15 protein-coding genes are annotated in these 15,813 nt (G+C 43.3%); 7 read left to right on the forward strand and 8 right to left on the reverse strand.

Annotated elements, in window-relative coordinates:
• Positions 1-35: 35 nt before the first annotated feature.
• Positions 36-884 carry a glycosyltransferase gene (locus VMW78_05940; protein ID HUV50542.1) on the forward strand — a complete coding sequence of 283 codons (849 nt, stop codon included), beginning with the start codon at positions 36-38 and terminating at the stop codon, positions 882-884.
• On the opposite strand, the gene VMW78_05945 is transcribed toward VMW78_05940, so the two are convergent.
• Both VMW78_05945 and pyrR read right to left on the reverse strand, forming a co-directional pair.
• The gene (locus VMW78_05945; GenBank protein ID HUV50543.1) at positions 842-1,378 is read right to left on the reverse strand and encodes a molybdenum cofactor biosynthesis protein B; all 537 of its coding nucleotides are present in this window, start codon (positions 1,376-1,378) and stop codon (positions 842-844) included. The genes VMW78_05940 and VMW78_05945 overlap by 43 nt on opposite strands.
• Complete coding sequence (gene pyrR / locus VMW78_05950; protein HUV50544.1) at positions 1,375-1,917, reverse strand: bifunctional pyr operon transcriptional regulator/uracil phosphoribosyltransferase PyrR; 543 nt, start codon at positions 1,915-1,917, stop codon at positions 1,375-1,377. The genes VMW78_05945 and pyrR overlap by 4 nt, the downstream gene beginning before the upstream one ends.
• 408 nt (positions 1,918-2,325) lie before the next feature.
• Between pyrR and VMW78_05955 the strand changes: the two genes are divergently transcribed.
• Entirely contained in the window at positions 2,326-2,934 is a 609-nt protein-coding gene (locus VMW78_05955) for a molybdenum cofactor guanylyltransferase (protein ID HUV50545.1), read from the forward strand.
• A gap of 99 nt (positions 2,935-3,033) precedes the next feature.
• Complete coding sequence (locus VMW78_05960) at positions 3,034-3,393, forward strand: molybdenum cofactor biosynthesis protein MoaE (protein ID HUV50546.1); 360 nt, start codon at positions 3,034-3,036, stop codon at positions 3,391-3,393.
• A 112-nt stretch (positions 3,394-3,505) separates the two neighbouring features.
• Here VMW78_05960 and VMW78_05965 read toward each other — a convergent pair whose 3' ends face one another.
• The 6 genes from VMW78_05965 to VMW78_05990 all read right to left on the reverse strand — a co-directional run bounded on the left by VMW78_05965 (position 3,506) and on the right by VMW78_05990 (position 10,711).
• Positions 3,506-5,248 carry a response regulator gene (locus VMW78_05965; GenBank protein HUV50547.1) on the reverse strand — a complete coding sequence of 581 codons (1,743 nt, stop codon included), beginning with the start codon at positions 5,246-5,248 and terminating at the stop codon, positions 3,506-3,508.
• An 8-nt stretch (positions 5,249-5,256) separates the two neighbouring features.
• Positions 5,257-5,601, reverse strand: coding sequence for a hypothetical protein (locus tag VMW78_05970; protein ID HUV50548.1), 345 nt, complete (start codon positions 5,599-5,601; stop codon positions 5,257-5,259).
• A 344-nt stretch (positions 5,602-5,945) separates the two neighbouring features.
• Positions 5,946-6,302 (reverse strand): DMT family protein, encoded by a 357-nt coding sequence (locus VMW78_05975; protein HUV50549.1) that lies wholly within the window; start codon positions 6,300-6,302, stop codon positions 5,946-5,948.
• Between the two features lie 101 nt (positions 6,303-6,403).
• Positions 6,404-7,378, reverse strand: a complete 975-nt coding sequence (locus VMW78_05980) for a transposase (protein HUV50550.1) — start codon at positions 7,376-7,378, stop codon at positions 6,404-6,406.
• A gap of 107 nt (positions 7,379-7,485) precedes the next feature.
• On the reverse strand, positions 7,486-9,183 hold the full coding sequence (locus VMW78_05985; GenBank protein ID HUV50551.1) for a FecR family protein: 1,698 nt from the start codon (positions 9,181-9,183) through the stop codon (positions 7,486-7,488).
• A 70-nt stretch (positions 9,184-9,253) separates the two neighbouring features.
• Positions 9,254-10,711, reverse strand: coding sequence for a tetratricopeptide repeat protein (locus VMW78_05990; GenBank protein ID HUV50552.1), 1,458 nt, complete (start codon positions 10,709-10,711; stop codon positions 9,254-9,256).
• 1,042 nt (positions 10,712-11,753) lie between these two features.
• On the opposite strand from VMW78_05990, the gene VMW78_05995 reads away from it, so the two are divergent.
• The 4 genes from VMW78_05995 to VMW78_06010 form a co-directional block, all read left to right on the forward strand.
• On the forward strand, positions 11,754-12,404 hold the full coding sequence (locus tag VMW78_05995) for an XTP/dITP diphosphatase (GenBank protein HUV50553.1): 651 nt from the start codon (positions 11,754-11,756) through the stop codon (positions 12,402-12,404).
• A 1-nt stretch (position 12,405) separates the two neighbouring features.
• Positions 12,406-12,999, forward strand: coding sequence for a nitroreductase family protein (locus tag VMW78_06000; GenBank protein HUV50554.1), 594 nt, complete (start codon positions 12,406-12,408; stop codon positions 12,997-12,999).
• A gap of 56 nt (positions 13,000-13,055) precedes the next feature.
• Complete coding sequence (locus tag VMW78_06005; GenBank protein HUV50555.1) at positions 13,056-14,240, forward strand: AmpG family muropeptide MFS transporter; 1,185 nt, start codon at positions 13,056-13,058, stop codon at positions 14,238-14,240.
• Positions 14,237-15,813: DUF6178 family protein (locus VMW78_06010; protein ID HUV50556.1), on the forward strand; the 1,577-nt coding region annotated here is incomplete at its 3' end. The genes VMW78_06005 and VMW78_06010, both read left to right, overlap by 4 nt.

The raw sequence follows: 15,813 nt of genomic DNA on the forward strand, positions 1-15,813 counted from the left end.
GTTAGTTTTTGTAGCCTATGACATGGATTTTGTAAATGAACAAAAAAAGAGAAAATCCGCTTGTAAGTGTAATCATCCCGACTTTCAACCGTGGCTGGATACTTAAAGAGGCCATTGATTCGGTCCTGACCCAGACTTTTGAAGATTTTGAGCTGATTGTCATAGATGACGGTTCAACCGACAACACCCCGGATATTCTTAACTCATATAAAAATGATATTACAGCTTTTACTCAAAAGAATAAGGGGGTAAGCGCTGCAAGAAACAGAGGGATTGCCCTGTCGTCAGGCCGTTTTATCGCCTTTCTTGATTCAGATGACCTCTGGATGCAAAACAAGTTGTCAACACAGGTTGATTTTTTTAATGAAAATCATGATGCCCTGATTTGCCAGACCGATGAGATATGGATTAGAAACAATGTAAGGGTCAATCCAAAAAAGCGGCACAAGAAGTTATCAGGGATGATTTTTGAACATTCCTTAGACCTGTGCATGGTAAGCCCTTCCGCGGTAATGATAAAGCGCGGGCTCTTTGACAAAGTCGGCCTGTTTGATGAAGACCTGCCAGCATGCGAAGACTATGATCTATGGCTCAGGATAAGCTGCATCTATCCTGTATACCTTATAGATAAACCTCTTATAATAAAACGCGGCGGACATGAAGATCAGCTTTCAAGATTGCCGGTACTGGACAAATACCGGATTAAGGCGCTAAACAAAATAATTGCAAGCGGCCTGCTTTCAGAAGGGCAGTACAGGGCGGCCATAAAAACCCTGAAAGAAAAATGTGCGATCTATGCTAATGGATGCCTTAAACGGGGACGCGCAGATGAAGCCCTTTTTTATAAAACCGGTTCATCTTCAGGCATTGGCATGTCTTCATAGACATGTTTGACAAGGTGCCCCAGTTCAGGGAAAATAAGAGCTTTGCATGCGAGTTTACATGCCTTGAGGCTTCCCGGCATACAAAAGATAATGGTTCCTTTAACAACCCCGGCGGTAGCGCGGGATAAAAGGGCGGCAGAATCTATCTCTTCGAAACTGAGCTGGGCAAAAAGAGGGCCGAATGCCGTAAGCTCCTTATCAAACATCGGATGCACAGCTTCAATGGTAACATCTTTGCTGCTTATGCCTGTGCCGCCTGTAAGCAAAATAACATTAGGCTTATAATCGCTTATAACTTCAATGACGGTTTGCGCTATTGTTTTGCTGTCATCCGGAACAACGCGGTGAAACACCACCTCGTGCCCCTCCTTTTTAGCCCGCTTGCTTATCCAAAGGCCGCTTTTATCGTCCGCAATTGTTCGGGTGGTTGAAACCGATATTATGGCTGCCCTTACACTTTTTGGAGCCTTTTTTTTATGTTCTCTTGTACTCATAATGAGAGCTTTGCAATAGTGACCTGGTCTTTGCCGTCATGTTCGGCCAGTAAAACATTTACCGTTTCAGAAAGCCTTGTTTCAATAAATTTGCCGACATAATTTGCCTGAATCGGAAGTTCCCTGTGCCCCCGATCAACAAGCACAGCCAGCTCAATACGGTCAGGCCTTCCAAAATCTATAATCGCATCCATTGCCGCCCTTATGGTGCGACCTGTAAACAGAACATCATCGATTAATATAATCTGCTTACCATCTACGGAAAATGTTATATCTGTGGCCTGAACTATGGGGTTGTGGCTAATTCTTGTCCAGTCGTCGCGGTACATCGTAATATCTATATCACCTGTTGGAACTGAAACCCCTTCGATCCTATCAATTACGGCCTGAATACGCTTTGCAAGATAAACGCCGCGTGTGTGAATGCCGATCAGCGTGAGGTTGTCAGCCCCTTTGTGCTTTTCAAGTATTTCATGGCTGATCCTTGTCATTATACGATCTATATCTGCTGCATCCAAAATAATATCATACTGGCTCATTAATTCTCTCCAATTTTTTGAAGAACCATGCGGTCCGCCTCAGGCAGACATGGAATCTTCGACTATAAGAAAATTTACCGTTTTTAGATTCACCATATTATGCATTTATATCATGAAACATGTCTTGATCAATATATATATCTTTGCGTTCAAATACTTGTCAAAAACATGGCTGCGGGCGGATTCGAATTACCTTGATTTTGCATGATATTTTTGTTTATCATACTATTTTTTAGTAAGTCAATATTGATGAATTCGTAAAAAAACGGATTCATCAGGTGTTAAGTGTAAAGTGTCAGGTGTCAGGTTAAAGCAATTGCCTGTTTAATCATACGCTTAACATGGTTCGCAAAAAGTGGTTCTTTGGCTTTTTGCGAAACTATCAAACTTTATGGCGAGACTCTTAATATGAAATATCCTTGCAGCGGTGTAATACTGGCCGGCGGATTAAGCACCCGCTTTTCAGGACAAAACAAGGCTTTTATCTCTATTGGCGGAAAGCGCATACTGGATCATATATATGAGGTTTTTAACAAACTGTTTGCAGAAATTATTCTGGTTACCAATGATCCGGTTCAATATCTGGAATGGGATTTGAATATAGGTACAGACCTTTTTTCAATTAGAAGCTCCTTGACAGGAATACATGCAGGCCTGTTTTATTCGACCAATCCTTATTCCTTTTTTATAGCATGTGACACCCCGTTTTTAAAAACAGAGATGGCCGAGGCAATCGTAAACAGTATCGAGTCGGATGTGGACATTGTTTTACCTGAAACATCGGAAGGGATTCAGCCTCTTTGCGCCGTCTATTCAAAACAATGCCTGAAACATATTGAAGCGCAACTATCCAAAAAGGAGCTTAAGATACGGCAGTTTTTTAAAAAGGTTCGCGTAAAAAAACTTCCGGAAAATCTATTACGAGAAAACGATCCTGATTTATTATCATTTTTTAATGTCAACACTCCGGACGATCTGACCAAAGCAGAAAAAATTATCCAAAATACTTTTAAATAAGAGGTATTCGTAAAAAGTGATTTTGTGGCTGAATCCCAAAATTGGTTACAGAGAGAGCAAAATTAGACTTTTTACGAATGCGTCAAACAAGAGGTGGTTATGAATCTAAACAATCTTATCAATGCTATAAAAAAACACCCTGATTACAGCAAGACAGGGATGATCCTTTGCCATAACGGAGTCGTGCGCGGCACATCGCGGGATGGCCGTCAAGTATCAGGGCTTAGAATTGTTGTAGATCGTGAAAAACTGCGCAACGTGATAACAGAAAATAAAAAAAGAAAAGGCATTATAGAAATACTGATTGAAATCGCTGAAAACAAAGACCTGTCTGTCGGCGATGATGTTATGTTTCTGGTTGTTGCCGGCGATATACGCGACACTGTTATTGAGGTGCTAAAGAAAACTCTTGATGAAATTAAAACTACCGTCACTACAAAAACAGAGTTTTTTGTGTAACTGTTTCAGCTGAGCGCCTTAAATTATTAAACGTGTTGCTGTTTTGCTGAAACCACAAATTGTGATTTCAAAAGTTTGGAGAGAGTATGATAGAGGGGAGTTTAACTAAAGTTCAGCTCGATGGAAAGAACCTGTCAATTGCATCAAAAAGACTCTCTGAAGAGATCGGCTTTGAAATATAGTCGTCCATGCCGGCATCCAAAAATCTCTGCCTGTCTTCTTTCAAGGCATAAGCGGTCATTGCGATAATCGGAATACTCGGGTTAAGGACATTGAATTGAGGCTCACGGATTATCCTTGTCGTTTCAAGCCCATCCATGACGGGCATTCTTATATCCATTAAAACAAGATCGAATTCCTCTTTTTTTAACAGCTCAAAGGCCTCCTTTCCGTTATCTGCGGTAACCACCAAATAATTTCTAATAGCCAGAATTCCCTTTGCCACCTCCTGGTTGTTTTTTGAATCGTCGACCAAAAGAATTCTCAATTTAATTTCTTGCTCTTCTGATGGCATTGCTTCGGAAATAATAATTTCATGATCCTCGGCCGCATGGTCAAGCTTTTTTATTTTTTTCAGGGGTACTGTAAACCAGAACTTTGACCCTTTGTCCGATTCGCTTTTAACACCGATTTTACCTTTCATCATTTCGGTTAATTTTTTAGATATGGCAAGTCCAAGGCCGGTTCCTTGATGAATTTGCGTAATATGAGAATTTATCTGGGAAAAAGATTTGAAAAGCTTGTCAATCCGATCTCCGGGGATGCCGACGCCTGTGTCTCTGATAGAGAACCTTATAGTCACATGGGTATCTGTTTCATTGTCCAGCGATACATGAATGATGATAATACCTTTTTCTGTAAACTTGACGGCGTTTCCAATAATGTTTCTCAAAATCTGCTTAATTTTTAGGGCATCACCCAGAACCTGTGATGGCACATTGCTTTCAACAATAGACTCTATTTGAAGATCCTTCTTGCGGGCCATGGCGATCATTTGGTTTTTAACATCTGTTATTGCCGCTCTGAGGTTAAAGTAGAGACAATCAAGATCCATCTTTTTTGCCTCTATCTTTGAAAAATCGAGTATATCGTCGATCAGGGTCAGCAAGTCGTGCGCTGAAGAATCGACCATGGTCAAATAATCCCGCTGCTTTGGCGTTAGTTCCATTTGAAGGACAAGCTGTGTCATCCCCATTATCACATTCATGGGAGTCCTGATTTCGTGGCTCATGTTTGCCAGAAACTCGCTTTTTGCGTGGTTTGCGGCATCCGCGGCTTTTTTAGCTTTAATCAATTCCTTTTCTATATGCTTACGTTCTTGTATTTCCTCCTTTAATTCCTTGTTTGTTTTGAATAGTTCAGCAGTGCGTTCCTCCACCCGGAGTTCCAATTCATCGTGTGCTTTCTGTAGCGCTTCCTCCGCATGTTTGCGTTCTTCAATTTCCTGTTTCAGTTGCTTGTTGGTTTTGGTCAGTTCGATGTTATCTTCGGAAATCTTTTGTTTAAGCTCGTCTCGGTATTCAATGAGACAATCTGTTATAACCGTATGGGTGATAATACCAACAAACTCATCGCCTTTGAACACCGGCAACACAAAATTTTGACTCTCCTTCATTAATTTCAAAACCGATCCAATGCCATCCTCAAAATTTACACGAGGCTTGTCATGCATGCAATCAATCACAAGATTATGCGGAGATTCGATGATGTCAGAGGGGGTAAGAATCCCTGAAAACGAATTGCCATCTAACACAACCAGGAACGAGTTGTCTTTCAGGCACTTTTCAATAGACTCTATCCCTGCATATGGATTTGTTTTTTCAAACGACTGTTTCACCAGATGCTTTATTCTCATTTTCTCTTTTAGAGCGTTCCCTCTATTTGATCGTGATATATAGTTACATTGAAATCTACCTTTACGCATTCACCGATCATAATGAACGGAAAGACTTTCGCCTTTAGTATCTCGATAATTTTCTTCATCGGCATGCGTTTGAGAATTTTTTTGCTTATGAGTATCGCTTCAATAACAGGGTCATCAATTTCGAACATTTCAAACCTGTCCGGCTCTAAAAGGTGAAGACATTTTGACATACCTGCCTTTCCTTGCGGGCACTTTTTGCCAAGCAGCAGAATATCATCAAACGGCGGAAACTTTATATCCACAAAACTGAGCGCAACAGTAAACCTTGAACCTTCTTTTTTCATTCTATATCCTCCTCGTCAGTTTGGCGCTTTAACCAGGAAAAGCATTAATTTATCATAAGCTGTAATTGTCGAATATGTGGGTATAACTCCAGATAAGCCGTTCAAATCATTTGAATCTGGTCATTGCTATCAATATTTCAGCCAAAACAAATCATGGTAGCAGCTGATTCCAAAATTTTGGCAAGTAGGTGTCAAATAAAATTATCGGGATGTTCGGATAAAAACTTAATTATTTTTTCTGAAACAAGAGGGTCGCCACAGGGCAAAACCTTTGTGGGACTTTTGGTGTCACCCATTAAAGGGCTGGTCAGCTCCAGCGAGAATGACAGGCGGAGCGAATATTGTTATGCGCCAAATATTTTTTGACGAAAGATAAAAAAAACAGCCCCCAAAATGCAAAGAGCGGCCCATAAAAAATCTAATCGTAATTTTTCCTCCATAAAAAAAACCGAAAAAGGAACAAAAACTGAAAGAGTTATTACTTCTTGAAGGATTTTGAGTTGTCCGAGATTCATAACTTGAAATCCAACTCTGTTTGCCGGAACCTGGATTAAATATTCAAAAAGAGCTATCCCCCAACTAATTAATGCGGCAATTATCCAAGGCTTGCTTGAAAGGTTTTTCAGGTGTCCATACCATGCAAACGTCATAAATATGTTACTACAACACAACATTCCAGCTGATAAAAAAATTGTACGCATTTCTTTAATTTTCCTTCACATAACCAACAAACCCCGCAGTTAGCGCAGTTTGTATTTATAGGCGTTTAATAAATTTTGGAAATTTTTGGGAAATTTTGGGGTCACATCTTGATTAACTCACTTATTCTGCCATATTCCTTTTTAAAGGTTTTATCGACACGAAGTTTTTCTCTGAAAATAGCAACTCGCCTGCTAACGGATGAGTACGACAGACCGAACAGTCCTGATATCTTCTGGTTTGTAAAACGTCCTGTTTGCCACAAAAAATATATCATCAAATCTCTGGCCACCTTATCTTTTTCCGGTATCCTTAAAGATTCTCTGAATGATTCAAGATCACATTCTAAAGCATCGGATAAGCCTCGCAGTAGTTTTTCAGGCTCATGCTTCTTAAGCAGCATTATCTGTTGAGGCAGTTCCGGGTGGGCTTTTCTTTTAAAATCAGGCAAAAATCCGGATTTCAGTCTATCGGCAAATCCGGCTGTCCCAAAAAATAAACCATAGCGCAGCTCTTCAAACAGAGATGCTTCCTCTTTTGAATATCTCTGAACCTTTTTACGATAGGCTAATTGCGGATTATCTGTACCGAGCTGCGACAGAACGGTATCTGTTTTCAACCATTCGGGATACTTTCTGTTATAGGCATATACCGGATAACTGCTCCACTTATAATTAATAAGCCGTTTAACGATACCGGCTCTTAATGGATTGCGATGAATATAACATGACAAACGAACAAGGTAAGCATCATTTTCTACGATAAGACTTTTAAACCTGCCCTGAAACAGATGACCACTGCGGGCATGGCGGTTATTAAAACGTCTTGTATAAGTGACTCCCAGCCACTGCATTGCCTTTGAAAGGTTGGGATTGTTTGTTCGAAGAAGAATATGGTAATGGTTGTCCATTAATACATAGGCAAAAATATTCACATCAAAGCGATCTGACATTTCACCCATAATGCGAATAAAACAATTCCGGTCCTCATCGTCCCCAAATATATCCTGCTGTTCGTTCCCCCGTGAAAGAACGTGATACAGAGCACCTTTAAATTCAATTCTCCATGATCTCGACATGTTTTTTAAATAGCATCTACGTAAACAGATGTCAAACTAATGCGCTAATCAAGATGTGACACCAAAGCTTCCACCAAAGCTTCCAAAGCTTTTGAGGGGCCCGGAAGTTACTTCTCGCCGGCGAATACCCCCCACGCGCCGAAATCCGAAGTGTCAGAAACGACAGTCCATGCGCCGGCCTGCTCGGCTGCGCCGGGTCCGAAATGGGCCCCATTAACGTCCCAATCGGAAACAGCGCCTCCATCAACCCTGAATGTTCCCCCTGAAATGATAAACTGGCCGCTGCTGTCAACAGTGGAACTTCCCGCCTGGACAAAGCCCACCGTATGACCGCCCCCGGAGGCATTGAGGTTAAAGTCCTGGATGGAGGAGGACCCGAAATTAACACTTGAACTGTAGGTTCCTTCCATGTCCGCATTGCTGGGATAATAGGTCCCGCGGACCACACCGCTGTAAGTATAGTCACCCGAAAGAGCGGCCAGTTGGCCGATCTTTGTGGGATAGCCCTCGACAAACCAGAACTTGTTGATAAGTTCGTAAACAGTGCCCCCGATGTTGAGTTCAGGCAGGGTTTTCGCCGAGTGGTAGCCCCACTGGAGGTAGTTGTAATGTCCGAGATATGTTCTCAGGCCCTCAATGTTTAGGGGGTCGGAACTTGAACCAGGGGGATCCAGGTAGACCTCCCCCCGGGCATCCACTTCATCGCCGTTGCTCACCTCGTCGGCTAAATAATAGTTGCTGGGATTGACCGCGCCGTATGCATAGACGTCGTCCATAGGGTCGGTATGCTGGAGAGAATTGCTGGCAAAGGCGTCCCTAACCTCTCCGTTGTTGTACTTGAGAAAGGCCGAAAAATAACCATGCTTTTTTTCTTCCGTTTTTGTCCCGGTTTCGAGGCTGGTGAAATCGGTCAGGTTCTCGGCGTTATCGGCGCCCGATCGCAAGGTCGTTTCCTCTCCGGTGTCCATTACGAGTTCTTCTCCTTCAGCCTTCACGCCTTCCCCGATCTTTTCTCCTTCCTGCCTCATCCTGGCGGCGTATTGGATATCGGCCATGACGGTAGGATCATACTTTTTCACGTTGTCAATGGTATTGAACGTCTCACCGGGATTGAGGAGAATTCCGTTGACGTCGACCTGGCCGTCGCCGTTGGCCACCACGGTTACAGGCCGACCATTTTCTCTTGGCTGGGCCTTCGCCATATAGGTGCTCAGAGCGTTCCCGCTGTCAGCCCTCTTCTCCGGTTCCAGATAATAGACATGGGCGCCGAACTTGGTTCCACTTACACCTACGACGGCCGTGGGGGTCTTGAGGTTGAACCGGGTGTCCTTGTAAAGGAATAGTCGCATGGAGTAAAACATGGCCTTGCCCTTGACCATGCTGAAAAGGGACCTCTTTTTCCCCTCTTTTCTTTGATTCACGTATTCTTCCACGGCAAACCTTGAATCCTGGGCCATGGTGACCACATCGTCGTTGGAAAACCGGATGCGACAACGAGAATCGGCCAGGGTACTGAGGCCGTCGTTTTCAAAGACGGCGTCCCCCGATCTTCCGAAATAGGCCTCCCTGGTGGCCCTGTGGATCACGACGACCGTGCCGTTGAGATCGTGGATGACACCGACCAGCTTGTTGGAGGAGGGTATAAAAGAGTCCTTGATCTCCATACCCTTCAATGCCCCTGGAAGGTCCTGGTCCGGCACGGCGGCGCCCCGATTGACCCGGGCGCCCAGGTCCATCGCTGTCAGGGCGAAACAAAGGATCAAGAAACACCACAAGCCCGGCAAGCCTATCTTAAACTTTTTCATTGCACTTCCTCCTCTTTTTGCAAAAAGCGGACGGCCTCGGAGACCCGGCCGTAGACATGGACCTGATAGATTAGAACTTGACGCCCACATTAAAGCCATAGATGTCCTTCTTGAAATCATAGAGTTCCGTGTTGGAATTGTTGTTGATCAGGTTGTAGGAGATCGAAGCGAAATAGCGATTGGAGAAATTTCTGCTGAACACCACGTAGAAATTGTGCCTCTTGTCGGTCCTGAAATAGGCATCGGGCCACAGAAAGGCGGACGTCGCATATTCCCTTCTCGTATATTTATACCGGGTATAGATTTCCAGATCCCAGTTCCACCAGTTCAACCGCTTGAAATAGGAAACCGCCAGATTGTTGGCATCGTAGGAAAACCTTTTGTTTTTGGCATTGAGGTTTTCGTCGGAGATGTAGAAGGAAAGGATGTCCTTGCGGTTGTTGAGGTAGAAGTTGGGGTTGATTTCCCAGATCCGGTTGATGTTGTTCTGACCGCTCTTGTCATCCGGAGGAGACGAGGGATCATAGGTGTCCCGTAAATAGGAGAACATGCCCCTGAGGCTGAATCCGGGGGTAAAAAAGTATTCGTAACTCGGGCTCAGGTCAAAGGTGTCATAAAGATGGTCATGTTCATAGATGTTTTTCGCATAGCCGACAGGCAATTTGAGTACGCTCTTGCTGCTTACCAGCCAGGGTCCGGTTGTCAACCGCAACTGGGTGAAATCAAAGTTGTGATATTGGTCTACGTGGGTCTGGTAAAAGGATCCGGTCGTGTTCCACATCCAGCCCCTTTTTTCTCCCGCGTCATAAAGTGCGTTTCCCGCCAGGCTGATGACGCCCACCCAGTCCCTCAAGGACCTTTGGGTGTTGCTCAGGACAATCGTTCCGCCTTCGGGGACATCAATGAACTCCAGATCGGGGCCGGAACTGACATTGCTGTCACTCTGGACCCCCAGGGAGATCCTTGCGTTGACAAAGAGCCTTTTGGTCTTTTCATCAATGGCCGCCAAGAGCCTTTTGATGTTGCTTTGCACAGTCTCGAGGGGTTTGGCCTCGAGAACGGCGTTTAGCTCCTTGCGGGCTTCGTCGTACTTTCCCATCTCGAAGTATACGGTACCAAGTTCCAGCCGCACCCTGTGGAGGTCGGGTTCGATAGCCAGCATGTCCCTGAACTTGGTAATGGCCAGATCCTTTTCGCCCGCCTTTGCGGCACAGGACGCAAACCAGAACATGACGTCCATGGTCTCCACCTGATCCGATATCTCCCTGAAGATGGGAAGGGCCCTTGCGTATTCCCTGTCATAGAGGAGGGTCAGGGCCTGAGCCAGCTTCTTGTCGAGGTCCTCCACTTCCTGCGGAGACATCTTTTTCAGTTTTTCCAGTGCCCCCTTGTCGAAGGCTTCCGTCTGGGGGCTCTTTACCAGCATACCACCTGTGTCCCCCTGGGCAAAGGCGAGGGTGGACAGAAAGGTGAGTATGACGATGGGAATAAACATGATAGCCGCTTTGGGTAGATAAAATATCTTCATGTGTCCTCTACAACAGGCGTGTTCAGTCTTTTTCGAGTTATTTTAAAATGTTGTGATAGCATCAGGCGGCGTTCTGATTTTTTCTATTCCATTAATACATTTAATTCCTTCGATTACCGCTGCCAACCTCAAGGTTTTTACAAACTTCTGGTGGATATTTTTTTGTCCATTTTTTCAAAGGAAGATAGAATTAATGCAATGATTAAAATTGTTTTAATAATTATACATTGAACCATTTAATTGTAAGGCAATGAATCAATGATATCAGCTATTGGTCGCTTATTTCTTGATTTTAATCACTTATTAATATTTTATTTTTGGAATGCTTCTCAGTTTATGAGTTTGTATCGCAGGAAGATAGCAGCTGAGTTCTTTTTTAGTTCGAGTTTCAGGTCCAAGGCTGTGAAGCAAAAAACCCCACACTTCATGTGACTGAAGAAATGGGGCTTTATTTTTTTGTAATCCAGTTATTGTTCACTTGTTCCTCCTCTTTGAGGTTCAAAAAACAGACCAAAATAAATTCAAGATACTATATATTAATTGAATAAACAAGTAAATAACTATCTTTTAACCTAAAAAAACTGGGTCAAGTATGTCTTTGACCCTTATTAATACTTTTCTGTATTTCTTCTATCTGTCTTTTATTTTTCTGTCGTATTTTTTAAGCTTTTAAACTCTTCTGTTATTAAGGTTTTTGCCTAGTATTGTCTTCCATGAGTCAAAGGCAGACTTGCCCCCATTTGTTCCTCATTTTGACCTTCAAATATCAGTCTTCCTTTCCTGTGGCTAACTATTGTATTAAGCAGAAAAAATCTGCATATTAACACTATATATTTTCTTTATAAGAGGAATATATTATGGGATATAAGAGAAAGCATGTAAAGAATCGGATATTGAGATGCTAAGAGACCGGGGGCGTTTTCGAAAGTCTCGCTAAAAGACTTTACAACAGCCTGGTCTTGAATTATAAAATATAAGGTAACAGTTCGCGGTTTACAGTTGTCGGTTCACGGTTTAAAAAGATTAAACAGGATAAACAAAAATGAACAATTTAATTACCCTGGTTATCGCTACAGGAAACAAAAACAAAACATCTGAAATTAGAGACCTTTTAAAGGGGTTTCCGATTAATATTAAAAACCTGGGCGATTTTGGTCCTATTCCAGAGGTTGAAGAGGACGGAGATACCTTTGATGAAAATGCTTACAAAAAAGCAAGCTTTACGGCAAGAATTTTAGGGTTGCCGGCTCTGGCCGATGATTCAGGGTTGCTGGTCGAGGCTCTTGGAGGCGCTCCGGGAGTTCATTCAGCCCGCTATGCCGGAGAAAACGCAACAGATAAGCAAAGACGGGACAAACTGCTGCAGGAAATGGAAGATAAGACCGACCGCAGGGCGGCCTTTGAATGCGTGATATCGATTGCTGTTCCAACAGGGGCTGCTCTGACATATGAAGCCCGCTGCGAAGGCTTGATAACCAGAGAGCCTGCCGGCTCAAATGGATTTGGATATGATCCTGTTTTTTACTATCCGCCGCTTAAAAAGACCTTCGCAGAATTAACGATGCAGGAAAAGAGCCGTGTGAGTCACAGAGGGAAGGCTCTCAGGGAGCTAAGGGATGAATTTGACAAAGCCCTGACCTGGATACGCCAGAATATGCCGGCTCAATTAAAATTTAAATGTAATGGTGAGTAAAATGATTGCAGACCTGATTAAAAAAAACAGAAGTTGTAGAAGATTTTACCAGGACCACGCAGTGTCTTTAAAGACTTTAAAGGGCCTGGTAAATCTTGCAAGGCTGTCGGCTTCCGCGGCAAACTTGCAGCCGTTAAACTACATCCTTTCCAGCAATCCCGTGGAAAATGGCCTCATATTTTCCTGCCTTGCCTGGGCTGGATATATCAAAGACTGGCCCGGCCCAAAGGATGGAGAAAGGCCGGCAGCCTATATAATCATTCTCGGTAATACAGATATCAGAAAAAATTTTGGGTGCGACCATGGGATTGCAAGCCAGAGCATGCTGCTTGGCGCAAGGGAAAAGAGCCTTGCAGGATGCATTATCGGATCGGTAAACCGGAGAAAACTCCGTAAAATTCTTAACATACCGCCTAAGTATAAAATACTTCTTGTCCTTGCAATCGGAAAGCCCAAAGAAAAGGTTAAAGTAGAAGTTGTTGATTCCGATAGTCCATCGAGTATTGTTAATAACATCAAGTACTGGAGGGATGGCAAAGGGGTTCATCATGTGCCCAAAAGAAAATTAATTGATATCATTCTGGATTGCTATTAAAAAACGTGCAGCCTGTAAAGCAAAAACCCATAATTTATACGATTTGCAGCAGCCGTATGCTGATAACTCTTCTTATGGGTTTTTCCTGCGGCCTGCCTCTTCTTTTGACCATAACCGTATTACAGGCATGGATGAAAGAACAAGGGGTGGATCTGGCCGTAATCGGAATGATGGCCCTGGTTGGCCTTCCTTATACCTTGAAATTTCTATGGGCCCCTTTTCTGGATCGTTTTACCCTCCCCTTTCTGGGCCGCCGCAGAGGATGGTTGCTGATAGCTCAAATAGCGTTGTTGTTAGCCATCGCAGGGCTTGGCTTTACTCATCCAAAAGAAAATCCGTGGATGTTGGCCTTTGCTGCTTTTCTGGTGACCTTCTTCAGCGCCTCCCAGGATATTGTTGTGGATGCATATAGAAGAGAGGACCTTCCTGATGATGAGCTCGGACTCGGGTCCTCTCTTTATATCAACGGATACAGGATCGGGATGCTGCTTGCTTCTGGAGGGGGCTTAATTCTGGCCGATCATATCCCGTTTTCCATGGTTTATTTAATAATGGCATGCTGTATGCTGCCCGGTATTCTTACAACTATCTTTGCACATGAACCTGAGCTGACCGCCGGAGCTCCTGAAACAATAAAAGAGGCTGTTTTTGACCCCCTGGTTGAGTATTTCAGTCGTCATGGGGCTTTGTATATACTGGCATTTATACTGCTTTACAAGATCGGCGACACCATGGCCAGCGCCATGACTATACCTTTTTATCTTGATATAGGATTTTCAAAAACGGAAATCGGCGCTGTCGTTAAACTATTCGGTTTCTGGGCAACAATTGCAGGCAGCCTGATCGGAGGAACGGTCATGCTGCGTATGGGAATCAACCGCAGCCTCTGGTATTTTGGTTTTCTACAGGCCTTGTCAACGGCAGGTTTTGCTGTTCTGGCGCGTATCGGTTACAGCGTTCCGGCTCTGTCAGCCGTTATTGCTTTTGAAAATCTAAGCAGCGGCATGGGAACCGCCGCTTATGTGGCATTTATGGCAAGTATTACAAATAAAAGATTTACCGCCACACAATACGCTCTTTTAAGCAGCCTGATGGGAATCCCAAGAGTGCTGGCCTCGGCCCCGACAGGCTTTCTTGCTAAAAATATCGGCTGGGAAGCTTTTTTTATCGCATGCACCCTGATCGCCATTCCCGGCATGGTCCTTTTGCTTAAATTTGCGCGCTGGGAGAGAAATATATGAAAAAAGACACACAAATTAAAAAGTCAATGAATTTAGCCCAAAGGCTGTCTATGCAAAGAAAAGAGATACTTTCTCTTCCGCCGGACAAGGCATTGGATTATATTCTGGATGCTCCTAATCCATCTGCCATCGTGCATGCATTTCCGGAAGAAGATCTATATTTTCTGGTACATGATATAGGGCTTGATGATTCTCTTACCGTGTTGTCGCTTGCTTCCGACAAGCAGTGGGAATACATGCTTGATATAGAGGTTTGGAAAAAGGACAGAATTGAAATAAGGTCTGTAACAAAATGGCTTGATTTGCTCTTTCGAGCCCACCCTGATCGGTTTATCAAATGGTTTTTAGGAAAAAAATTAGAATTCATTGAATTCTATTTGTTCAAAAATATCGAGGTAATAATCAGGGAGCATGATCAGGACCCTTCAGATTTAGGCGAAGGCTTTTTCACGATTGACGATACCTTTTATATAAGATTTGTAGACTATCCTTTTGAGGAAAAATCAGATGGTGACTTTCAAAAAATACGCGATAAATTTCTGGGAAATCTTATGCGTAGCCTTGCTGCCTATGATCTCATAACATATCATAATGTTCTGCTTGAGTCTTCAAGCGTTATTCCTGCTGAATCGGAAGAAGAAGACTACAGGCTGCGAAATGTCAGGCTTGCGGAAAAAGGATTTCTGCCGTTTGATGAAGCAATAGGCATCTATCAACCGTTAAAACCTCAGGACATTCACAAGCATGGGAGAAAACATGCTTTGGTTGGTTCCGGCCTGGATTTACATCTTCCTGTGCCTGTATATGCTGCCGGGATGCTTCAAGGACGCAACCTTTTTACAGATGCCCTGCAAACGATTGACGCAGAAGGTGCTCTGCTGCAAATTCAGGCTGAATTTGCAGGTCTGGCTAATCAGATTATAGCGGCTGATCAAAAAAACGTCAGCAACAGGGATGAATTAAGAAATGTGGTAAAAAAGGCCTGCGGATATATAAGCATCGGGCTTGAGCGTTTAACCGGAACAGACAAGACGTTAGATGCAAACCAAAGCGCCGCATTAATACAAAAATATATGCTTTCACACATTTTCCAGGCTGGATACACTCTTGCCCTTGAGCTTAAATGGAAGGCTGAGAAATGGCGCTCAAAAAGCTGGTTTGCAAAAAATGGCCTGCCCCTCAGCTTCTGGGACGAAGAATGGCTGGGTATGCTGGGAGGTCTGCTGATTAAAAAACCGCTGTTTTATGATAATTATAAAACAACTTCTTCTATTTACAGGGAGTTTTCTTCTATTGAAGATATCAAAGATACTGAAAAGGTATTAAATGAAATTATAGCCCTTGATGATTTTCTCTCCCTGACGGCAATTAAGTTTGAAGCCACCGGCAAAAGGACAATAACATATAAAAATTTTATACTGACATTATGGGCAAGGCATTATCTTGGACTTTCCGAGGAGCTTGCGCCGCTTACTCTTGATGAATTTAAGACCTTTTTTGATGATTTGTTAATTACTCCTCAAAAATCGGAAAAAGATAAACAACGAAAAACAGGCAAATCGATTAAAGAATC

The organism is Anaerolineae bacterium (assembly GCA_035529315.1).
Lineage (GTDB): Bacteria > Desulfobacterota > Desulfobacteria > Desulfobacterales > ETH-SRB1 > Desulfaltia.